This window comes from Methylobacterium sp. J-077 (assembly GCF_022829365.1).
Classification (GTDB): Bacteria; Pseudomonadota; Alphaproteobacteria; order Rhizobiales; family Beijerinckiaceae; genus Methylobacterium.
On record NZ_JAKSYJ010000178.1, the window covers coordinates 1 to 10,177 of the forward strand.

Annotated in this window: 9 protein-coding genes and 1 pseudogene; 9 read left to right on the forward strand and 1 reads right to left on the reverse strand. The window is 72.1% G+C overall.

What is annotated here, in order from left to right:
• Positions 1-315 precede the first annotated feature (315 nt).
• Complete coding sequence (ispG, locus tag MKL11_RS21975) at positions 316-1,650, reverse strand: flavodoxin-dependent (E)-4-hydroxy-3-methylbut-2-enyl-diphosphate synthase (protein ID WP_409565895.1); 1,335 nt, start codon at positions 1,648-1,650, stop codon at positions 316-318.
• Positions 1,651-2,003: 353 nt separating this feature from the next.
• Here ispG and MKL11_RS21980 point away from each other — a divergent pair, with 353 nt between their 5' ends.
• The 9 genes and pseudogenes from MKL11_RS21980 to MKL11_RS22020 all read left to right on the forward strand — a co-directional run.
• Positions 2,004-3,131: a patatin-like phospholipase family protein gene (locus MKL11_RS21980; RefSeq protein WP_243947302.1), complete on the forward strand. Its 1,128-nt coding sequence runs from the start codon at positions 2,004-2,006 to the stop codon at positions 3,129-3,131.
• Positions 3,132-3,365: 234 nt separating this feature from the next.
• The gene (locus tag MKL11_RS21985; protein WP_243947304.1) at positions 3,366-5,057 is read left to right on the forward strand and encodes a methyl-accepting chemotaxis protein; all 1,692 of its coding nucleotides are present in this window, start codon (positions 3,366-3,368) and stop codon (positions 5,055-5,057) included.
• 137 nt (positions 5,058-5,194) lie between these two features.
• A complete protein-coding gene (locus MKL11_RS21990) occupies positions 5,195-5,749 on the forward strand; it encodes a glutathione peroxidase (protein WP_243947306.1) in 555 nt (184 codons plus the stop codon).
• 57 nt (positions 5,750-5,806) lie between these two features.
• A complete protein-coding gene (locus MKL11_RS21995; protein WP_243947308.1) occupies positions 5,807-6,430 on the forward strand; it encodes a sigma-70 family RNA polymerase sigma factor in 624 nt (207 codons plus the stop codon).
• An 88-nt stretch (positions 6,431-6,518) separates the two neighbouring features.
• Entirely contained in the window at positions 6,519-7,283 is a 765-nt protein-coding gene (locus MKL11_RS22000; RefSeq protein ID WP_243947310.1) for an anti-sigma factor, read from the forward strand.
• A gap of 420 nt (positions 7,284-7,703) precedes the next feature.
• A complete protein-coding gene (locus MKL11_RS22005) occupies positions 7,704-8,132 on the forward strand; it encodes a cytidine deaminase (RefSeq protein WP_243947312.1) in 429 nt (142 codons plus the stop codon).
• Positions 8,125-8,949: a purine-nucleoside phosphorylase gene (locus MKL11_RS22010; RefSeq protein WP_243947313.1), complete on the forward strand. Its 825-nt coding sequence runs from the start codon at positions 8,125-8,127 to the stop codon at positions 8,947-8,949. Before MKL11_RS22005 ends, MKL11_RS22010 begins: the two co-directional genes overlap by 8 nt.
• Positions 8,942-9,673, forward strand: coding sequence for a deoxyribose-phosphate aldolase (gene deoC, locus MKL11_RS22015; protein ID WP_243947315.1), 732 nt, complete (start codon positions 8,942-8,944; stop codon positions 9,671-9,673). Before MKL11_RS22010 ends, deoC begins: the two co-directional genes overlap by 8 nt.
• A gap of 5 nt (positions 9,674-9,678) precedes the next feature.
• Positions 9,679-10,177, forward strand: a pseudogene (locus MKL11_RS22020) (thymidine phosphorylase); the annotation flags it as partial.

Here is a 10,177-nt window from a genome sequence, read left to right on the forward strand (position 1 = left end):
TCCGTTCACCTTGGGCAGGTCGAAGCCGCGCTGGGGCGGGTACTTGACATTTGGCACGCGCGCCGCGCGCCCCCTCCCCCCTCTCCGGGTGCGGCTGCGGCCTGCGTCAGCAGCGCACGGCAGAGTCCAGCCCGGCTACCGGGACGGGTCCGTCCACCATGGAGGCCTCCACTTCGTGCTGCGCCGTCGCTCCCCTCTGCCGACCGCCTTCGGCGCCCACCCTCCCCCGCAAAGGGGGGAGGGAGGATATGCAGCGGATATGAGCTGCCATGACAGCAGAATCGCAGGGCAGTGCACTCCCCCGCGGCCCGAACGTCACTCGGCCGCGGTGCGCGTGCCGCCGCCCTGCTGGCCGAACCGGCGCTCGATGTAGTCGATCACGACCGTCTCGAAATCCTTGGCCAGCGTCGCGCCGCGGAGCGTCATCGCCTTCTTGCCGTCGATGAACACCGGCGCGGTCGGGGTCTCGCCGGTGCCGGGCAGCGAGATGCCGATATCGGCATGCTTCGATTCGCCCGGGCCGTTGACGATGCAGCCCATCACCGCGACGTTCAGCCCCTCGACCCCCGGATAGGTCTTCTTCCATTCCGGCATCGAGGTGACGATCCACTTCTGGATGTCGCGGGCCAGCTCCTGGAAGGTGGTCGAGGTGGTGCGGCCGCAGCCGGGGCAGGCCGCGACCATCGGCACGAAGGTGCGGAAGCCCATCGTCTGCAGCAGTTCCTGGCTCGCCTTGACCTCGACGCTCCGGTCGCCGCCCGGCTCGGGGGTGAGCGAGTAGCGGATCGTGTCGCCGATCCCCTCCTGCAGCAGCACGCCGATCGCCGCCGAGGCCGCCACCAGGCCCTTGGAGCCCATGCCGGCCTCGGTGAGGCCGAGATGGATCGCGTAATCCGAGCGGCGCGCCACCTCGCGGTAGACCGCGATCAGGTCCTGCACCGCCGAGACCTTGGCCGAGAGGATGATCTTGTTCTGCGGCAGGCCGAGCGCCACGGCCCGGTCGGCCGAGCCGATCGCCGAGCGCACCATCGCCTCGCGCATTACCGCGCGGGCATCGATCGGCCGCGGCAGCTTGGCGTTCTCGTCCATCAGGTGGGTGAGCAGCTCGCCGTCGAGCGAGCCCCAGTTGGCGCCGATCCGCACGGTCTTGCCGTACTTGATCGCCTGCTCGATGATCGACGAGAACTGGGTGTCCTTCTTCTCCTTGAACCCGACATTGCCGGGATTGATCCGGTACTTGGCCAGGGCCTCGGCGCAGGCCGGATGGTCGGCCAGAAGCTTGTGGCCGATATAGTGGAAGTCGCCGACCAGCGGCACGTGGACGCCGATCCGGTCGAGGCGCTCGCGGATCTTCGGGACCGCGGCCGCGGCCTCGTCCCGGTCGACGGTGATGCGGACCAGCTCCGAGCCGACCCGGGCGAGCTGGGCGACCTGCGCCACCGTGCCGTCGATGTCGGCGGTGTCGGTGTTGGTCATCGACTGCACGACGATCGGGGCGCCGCCGCCGACCATGACCGCGCCTTCGCCCTCGCCGACCGTGACGCCGACGGTGCGGTGGCGCGGCGCTGGGCCGGCGATCTCCGGACCCCCGGTGATCAGGGCGGCCTCGGCGGCGGGACTTTCGGAGCGGATGGCTTCCATGACTTCCATCGTGGACCTTCGCGTGCGCGTTTCGCGGAACAGCGCCGGAGCCCGGGTTCGGGCTGGTCGGGCGTTTCGCGGCGCGCGCCTCGCCGGAGCTTCGGGGCTGCGGCCCGCCCGCGGATTAGCTGCGGACGACGCCGCGCAGCGTCAAGCCGACACCGCGCATGACAGCATCGCGGCTGTCATGTCGTATCCGGATGCGGATGTCGAGTTTGCCGCGTGCGCAACACCGGTTTTCATCCGCCCCTGTTGCCGAATCGCGCGTTCCGGGCCGGTTCTCGGACGGGCCCCAAGCTTCGCGCATGGTTGATGTTGCAGTGCAGCATCCCATCTAGGGGATCCTGTTTCTGGAGGCCGACATGAGCGAGCACCCCCACGGCGGTGAGCCGCACAACCCGGCGACCGCCGTCCCCGAAATTCCGGTCTCGGACGGGATCGAGCCCTCTCCCGCCCATCCGCCCCACCAGATCCTGGCCGGTCCCCGGGCCGAGAAGCCGGTCGCGCTGGCCCTGCAGGGCGGCGGCGCGCACGGCGCCTTCACCTGGGGCGTGCTCGACGCCCTGATCGAGGACGGGCGCCTCGCCTTCGAGGCGGTGACCGGCGCCAGCGCCGGGGCGATGAACGGCGTCGTGATGGTCGACGGCTGGCTCAAGGGCGGACCGGACGGCGCCCGGGACGGGCTCGAGCGGTTCTGGCGCGAGGTCAGCCTCGACGGCGATCTCGGTCCGGCCCAGCGCAACTTCGTGAGCGGCCTGTTCAGCCTGTGGAAGGGCAACCCGGTGGCCGAGTTCTGGTCCAAGATGCTCTCGCCCAGCCCCTACGTGTCGAACCCGCTCAACATCAACCCGCTGCGCAAGGCGCTGGCCGAGCAGGTCGATTTCGAGCGCCTGCGCGAGGCCGAGACCGCGGGCCTGTTCGTCTCGGCCACCAATGTCTGGACCGGCAAGCTCGCGGTGTTCGAGCGCGAGCGGCTGACGGTCGACCACCTGATGGCCTCGGCCTGCCTGCCGACGGTGTTCCAGGCGGTGGAGATCGACGGCGTGCCCTACTGGGACGGGGGCTATCTCGGCAACCCGCCGCTCTACCCGCTGCACCGGGCCGCCCGGACCCGCGACATCGTGCTGGTCCAGATCAACCCGGTCGAGCGGCGCGAGACCCCGCGCACGGAGAGCGAGATCCGCGACCGGCTCAACGAGATCACCTTCAACGCCAACCTGATGCGGGAATTGCGGGCGATCGACTTCATCGATGGCCTGATCGAGGAGGGCACCCTCGGCCAGGGCGGCTACCAGCGGGTCCTGGTGCACCGGATCGACGGCACCGACGCGCTGGAGGATTACAACGCCGCCTCCAAGCTCGACGCGCGCTGGACCGTGTTCAAGCGCCTGCGCGACAAGGGTCGCGCCGCCGCGCAGGCCTGGCTCGCCGAGACCTACGGGACGATCGGGCAGGCCTGTACTCTCAACCTGCGGGATGCATATCAGTAAAACACTGTAATCCGAACGCGATTTTCGTCCCGCGACAGATAATATCCGGAACGGGATCGAAACGAGAAGCGGTCCATACCGGACACGCATGATTTTACAGAACTGTATTTCCGGCTCATGGGCGCGTCTACAGCACGTAAGCCAGACGGTAAGAGACCCTTCACAAAACTGATCTATCCCGGCCCGCTGACCGAGCCCGATCGGGCCCGGTGATTCTCAACCGAAGAGCGGGCCATGAGATTTCGTCTGGTCGACCTCAAGGTCGGCGTGAAGATCGCGCTCGTCATGGCGCTGATGCTGGCGATCACCGTCGGCGTCTCGGTGATTTCGCTCCGCAATATCGGGTTGATCGAGGAGACCGAGGCCTGGACCGTCCATACCCGCGAGGTGCTGGCCGAGGTCGACCGGATGACCGTCGCCATGGTCGACCGCGAGACCGCCCTGCGCGGCTACCTGATCTCGGCCGATCCGCGCTTCCTCGAACCCGAGGAGGCCGGGCGGAAGGCCTTCGCGGCGTCCTGGGATGCCGCCAGCAAGCTCACCGCCAACAACCCGACTCAGCCGGGGCGGCTGGCGGCGTTGAAGGCCCTGGCCGAGCGCTGGGGCACGGAGGTCGCGGATCGCGAACGCGCCCTGATGCAGGATCCCGCCACCCGGGAGGAGGCGCGCCGGCTCGAGGGGGCGGGCGTCGGCAAGGCGGTGATGGACGGGCTGCGCGCCAAGGCGGCCGAGATCGCACAGGTCGAGCAGGATCTGCTGAAGGCGCGCAGCGTCGCATCGGATGCCGCCATCGCGTCGTCGCGGGCGGCCAACTGGGTCGGCCTGGGGTCGATCGTGGTCACGGCCCTGGTCGGTCTGCTCCTCCTCCACAATGGCATCGGCAAGCCGATCCACCGGATGACCCAGGCCATGATCCGGCTCGCCGCCGACGATCTCTCGGTCGAGATACCCGGCGTCGGGCGCCGCGACGAGGTCGGCGCCATGGCGGGCGCCGTGCAGGTGTTCCGCGACGGGCTCGCCCGGACGAAGGCCCTCGAAGAGGAGGCCGCCCGGACCCAGGCCGGGCTCGAGGCGCAGCGCAAGGCCGCGATGCGCGAGATGGCCGCCTCCTTCGAGGGCGCCGTCGGCGGCATCATTCGCGCCGTCGCCACGGCCTCGGCGAATCTGAAATCCACCGCCGAGACCATGAGCGCCGCAGCGGCCGAGACCGCCAGCCAGTCCACCACGGTGGCCGCGGCGGCCGAGCAGGCCGCCGCGAACGTCAACACCGTGGCGGCGGCCGCCGAGGAACTCGGCGTCTCCGTCAACGAGATCGGCCGCCAGGTGCAGGCCTCGGCCGACCTCGCCGATGCCGCCGTGCTGGAGGCCGGGAAGTCCGCCGACCTCGTGCGCAACCTGCGTGACGGCGCCGTCAAGATCGGCGCCGTGGTCGACCTGATCAGCGGCATCGCCGGCCAGACCAACCTGCTGGCGCTGAACGCCACGATCGAGGCCGCCCGCGCCGGCGAGGCGGGCCGGGGCTTCGCGGTCGTGGCGACGGAGGTGAAGGAACTGGCCGGCCAGACCGCCACGGCCACCGGCGAGATCGCCCGGCAGATCGGCGAGATCCAGTCCTGGACCGGGGAGACGGTGGACGCGATCGGCATCATCGTCGGCCGCATCACCGAGATGAGCGGGCTCTCCACCGGGATCGCCGCGGCGATCGAGGAGCAGGGCTCGGCCACCCAGGAGATCGTCCGGAACGTCGGGCAGGCCGCGACCGGGGCCGGCGAGGTCACGGCCAACATCGCCGGGGTCGCCAGCGCCGCCGAGGGCGCCGGGGCCGCCGCCGCGCAGGTGCTCGGCTCGGCCTCCGAACTCTCGGTCCAGGCCGAGCGGCTCGATGTCGAGGTCCATCGCTTCCTCGACACGGTGCGGGCGGCGTAGGCGAAGCCCGGGGCTGCGCGCCCCGGACCCCGCCAAAGGGCCGCAGGCCCTCTGGGATCCCGGTTGTTGAGCTCACGGCATCGGGCGCCCTAGATTCGTCTCGGGCGTGAGCGCCCGTGATCGTGCGAGGCCGCGCCATGACGATGTTGCGCCGTGAGGCCCTGATCCTGCTCGGTGCCGGGTTTGCCGGTGCCGCCCGGGCCGCGCCGGTTGGGCGGGCCACCGACTTCGCCTTCGAGCATCCGGAGGGCGGCGCGATGCCGCTCTCGGCCTATGCCGGGCGGCCGATCCTGGTGGTCAACACCGCCACCGCCTGCGGCTTCGCCGGTCAGCTCGCCGGGCTCCAGACCCTGTGGACCCGCTTCGGCGACCGCGGGCTCACGGTGATCGGCGTGCCGTCGCCGGATTTCGGCAACCAGGAGCCGCTCGACGGCCCCGCCATCGCGGAGGCCGCGCGCAAGAACCACGGCGTGACCTTCCCGCTCACCGCCAAGACCCGGGTGAAGATGCCGGGCGCCCATCCGTTCTACCAATGGGCGGCGGCGGAGCGGCCGGGCGAGACGCCGCGCTGGAACTTCCACAAATACCTGATCGCCCGGGACGGCTCGCTCGCCGCCGCCTTCGCCACGCAGGTCGAGCCCACCGACCCCCGGATGGTCTCGGGCATCGCCGCCACCCTCGACCAGGCCTGACGACACCGGGGCTCTGAGCGCCGGGATTAAACCCGCGGCCTGCCGCGTTCACACCCCATGGCCTCAGACAAGCACACGCATCCGGACATCGTCGACCTGCTGGTGCCCCTGCGGCGCTACGCCCGTTCGCTGACCCGCGACGCGCTCCGGGCGGACGATCTGGTGCACGATACGCTGGTGCGCGCCCTGGAGATGCAGGGCTCCCTGCGCCCCAACACCAACCTGCGCACCTGGATGATGACGGTGCTGCACAACGCCTTCATCGACGAGCAGCGCCGGCGCCAGGTCGAGGCGCGTCACGCCGACGCGCTGGTGCGGATGAGCGAGGATATGGCGCCCCCGGCCCAGGAGGGCCGCGTCCGCCTCGCCCAGATCCGGCAGGCGTTCCTGACCCTGCCGGAGGAGCAGCGCGCCGCCCTCCACCTCGTGACCCTGGAGGGCATGGCCTATGCCGACGCCGCCGCGGTGCTCGGCATCCCGATCGGCACGCTGATGTCCCGCCTCGGCCGCGGCCGGGCGGCGCTCCGGACCTTCGAGGAGGGCAGCCGGGCCAAGACCGAGGCCGAGCCCGAGGCGAGCCGGCCGGATCCCCGGCGCGGCACCTATACCGGCCTGCGCCTCGTCGCCTCCGACGAGACCCGGGACCGGCCGCCGATGAAACGCGCCGCGGGCGATGCCTGAGGCATCGGGCCCGCCCGGTGCCGGGAGACATGACGATGACGACCGGCGGATCCGCCCCGGCGGCACGCGGGAATCGAGGACTTCACCGATGACGGATCCGATCACGGACGACGATCTCATCGCCTTCGTCGACGGGCAGATCGACCCGATGCGCCGTCTCGACGTCGAGGCGCACCTGGCCGCCCATCCCGGGGCCGCCGCCCAGGTGATGGCCGACCTGCACGATCGCGACGCCCTCCGGGCCGCCTTCGCGCGCCTGCCCGGGCCGGGACCCGACCGCACCCTCGTCCTGGCGCGCCGGTTCGACCGCAACCAGCGCTGGCGCCGGGTCGGGGCGAGGCTCAAGCGCGCCGCCGCGATCGCGGTGCTGGTCGGCGCAGGCTGGCTCGCCCATGACGAGATCGGCCGGTTCGGCGTGCCCGACACCCTGGCCGCGACCCCCGATCCGGCCCTGATCGCGGAGGCCCGCCAGGCCCGTGCCGTGGCGCAGCTGCGCAAGAGCATCGCCAGCCAGGGCGAATACCCGGTCTACGACCGGGCCCGCCTCCAGTCGGTCACCGGCATCGACCTGCCGCCCCTCCCGGCCGGCTGGCAGGTGCGCGACATCCAGATCTTCCCCGGCCGCCACGGCACCGGCATCGAGATCGCCTTCGAGGCCGGACCCCTCGGCGAGGCCTCGCTGTTCGCGACCCGCGGCCTGCGCGGCGGCCCGGCGGCCCTCACCGGCTCGGACGACGGCACGCTCCTGTCCTGGGATGCCGGCGACACCGCTTATGCTCTCAGCGGCCCGCAGGACGACGCGATGCTGCGCCAAGCCGCCGGGCTGCTGGGGGCCGGGGCGGCGACGCGCTGAGGGATTTTTGGGGACGGACGAACAGTCGCCACGTCATTCCCAACGACGGCCCTGAACAGGTTTGAGGCACAAGCGCTGTTGCAGGTCGCGACGCGCCCCTGCTCCCGTTCGGGAGAGGGTTGGGGTGAGGGATCAGGGTCTTCCGGAGTGGTCGCATCGCTCACCCTGTCCCTCTCCCGCCCGGGAGAGGGGACTTGCGGCCTCTGCGGCCACGGGATGGATGCGGCTACGATCGAAACGTGTGGGTCCCCGGCGGTCCGGGCTCGCCTGCGGCGTCCCAGAATAAGGGATCCGGATTTTCAACGCCGCATCCGAGTAGCCCGCCCACTTCAGACAGCGGCCCTCGCTGGCACCGCAGTATCCCCTCCGCCATTGCCACGCCCCTCGACAGGGCGCCCCGGCGGGTGCCAAAGATCGGCCATGCAGGCCGCCGATTCAGTACGACAGGATGACGGGCTGATGGCCCTGTTCGAGGCCGCCCGGACGGTGCGCGAACGGGCGCATGCGCCCTATTCCCGGTTCCGGGTCGGGGCGGCGCTCCGCGACGAGCGCGGCGCGATCCATGCCGGCTGCAACGTCGAGAACGCGGCCTATCCGGTCGGCACCTGCGCGGAAGCCGGGGCGATCGCCGCGATGATCGCGGGCGGCGGCCGGCGCATCGCCGCGATCCTGGTCTGCGGCGACGGCGCTGGCCTGGTGACGCCCTGCGGCGCCTGCCGCCAGCGCATCCGCGAATTCGCCGGGCCGGACACGCCGATCCACGCCGCCGGGCCGGACCGCGTCGCCAAGACCTTCACGCTGGCGGCGCTGCTGCCCGAATCGTTCGGGCCGGAGACCCTGGGTGACTGAGGCCGCCGCCCTCGACACGCTCCGGGCTGCCGGCTTCGGCGGCGGCTATGCCTGCGCCCTCGTCACCGGCACCGGGCTCGGCGGGATCGCGGCCGGGCTCACGGACGCGACCGCGCTGGATTACGCGGCGATCCCGGGTTTCCCGGGGGCGGGCGTCAGCGGCCATGGCGGCCGGCTGCATCGCGGGCGTATGGCCGGGCGGCCGGTGCTGGTGTTCGAGGGTCGGGCGCATGCCTACGAGCGCGGCGACGCGGCGGCGATGCGGGTGCCGCTCGCCTGCGCGTCCGGCCTCGGCGCCGAGCGCCTGCTCCTCACCAACGCCTCCGGGTCCCTGCGGCCGGAGCTCGGCCCCGGCAGCCTGGTCCTGCTCGCCGACCACATCAACCTGTCGGGCCTGAACCCGCTGATCGGCGAGGCCAGCGACGCCCGCTTCGTGCCGATGACCGAGGCCTACGATCCGGGCCTGCGCGCGCGGCTCGGGGCGGCGGCCGGGACCTGCGGGGTTCCGCTGACGGAAGGCGTCTACGCCTGGTTCTCCGGCCCGAGCTTCGAGACCCCCGCCGAGGTTCGGATGGCCGGCATCCTCGGGGCCGATCTGGTCGGCATGTCCACCGTGCCCGAGGTGATCCTGGCCCGCTTCCTCGGCCTGCCGGTGGCGGCCGTGTCGGTGGTGACCAACCTCGCCGCCGGGATCGCCGGGGGCGCCCCCCATCACGCCGAGACCAAGGCGGTGGCGGCCCGGGCCGCCGAAGATCTCGGCCGCCTGGTCCGGGCCTTCGTCGCGGGCCTGCCGGACGAGGAGACGGACCATGGATGACCCGGATGCCGGTGCGGTCGCCCGCCGGGCGCTGCCGCTCCTCGATCTCACCGATCTGACCGAGACCTGCACCGAGCCGAAGATCGACGCGCTCTGCCGGGATGCGCTGAGCGGCGGCGTCGCGGCGATCTGCGTCTGGCCGCGCTTCGTGACGCAGGGCGCGCGGGCGCTCAAGGGCAGCGGCATCCGGGTCGCCACGGTGATCAACTTCCCGGCCGGCGGCGACGATTGCGCCCGGGCGACCGACGACACCGCGGAGGCCCTGCGCGACGGCGCCGACGAGATCGACCTCGTCCTGCCCTATCGCGCGGTCCTGCGCGGCGACGCGGACCTGGCTCGCGACATGGTCGAGGCGGTGCGCGACACGAGCGGCTCCGCTGTCCTCAAGGTGATCCTGGAGACCGGCGAACTCGCCGATCCCGACGCCATCCGGCGCGCCGGCCGGCTGGCGCTGGAGGCGGGGGCCGACTTCCTCAAGACCTCCACGGGCAAGAGCCCGGTCTCGGCGACCCCCGAGGCCGCGGAGGCGATGCTGGCGGAGATCCGGGCGAGCGGCCGCCCCGCCGGCCTCAAGGTCTCGGGCGGCCTGCGCAGCGTCGCCGATGCCGGCGCCTATCTGGCGCTCGCCGACCGGATCATGGGGCCGGGCTGGGTGAGCCCCAAGACCTTCCGGCTCGGGGCGAGCAGCCTGTTCGGGGCGCTGATGCAGGCGCGGGAGTTCTGAAGCGCATGCGCCTGCCGCAGGAGACGATCCGGGCCAAGCGCGACGGCCTGGCCCTCGATCCGGAGGCGATCGCGGCCTTCGTCCGCGGCCTCACCGACGGCGCGGTCGGGGAGGGGCAGGCGGCGGCCTTCGCCATGGCGGTGTTCTTCCGCGGCCTGGCTCTGCCGGAGCGGGTGGCGCTGACCCGGGCCATGGCGGAATCCGGCACGGTGCTCGCCTGGGACCTGCCGGGCCCGGTGCTCGACAAGCACTCCACCGGCGGCATCGGCGACACGGTCAGCCTGCCCCTCGCGCCCATGGTGGCGGCCTGCGGCGGCTACGTGCCGATGATCTCCGGCCGCGGCCTCGGCCATACCGGCGGGACGCTGGACAAGCTCGCCAGCATCCCGGGCTACGACGCCACCCCGGGGCTCGACACCTTCCGCAAGGTGGTCGGCCGGGTCGGCTGCGCGATCATCGGCCAGACCGCCGAATTGGCCCCGGCCGACCGGCGCCTCTACGCGA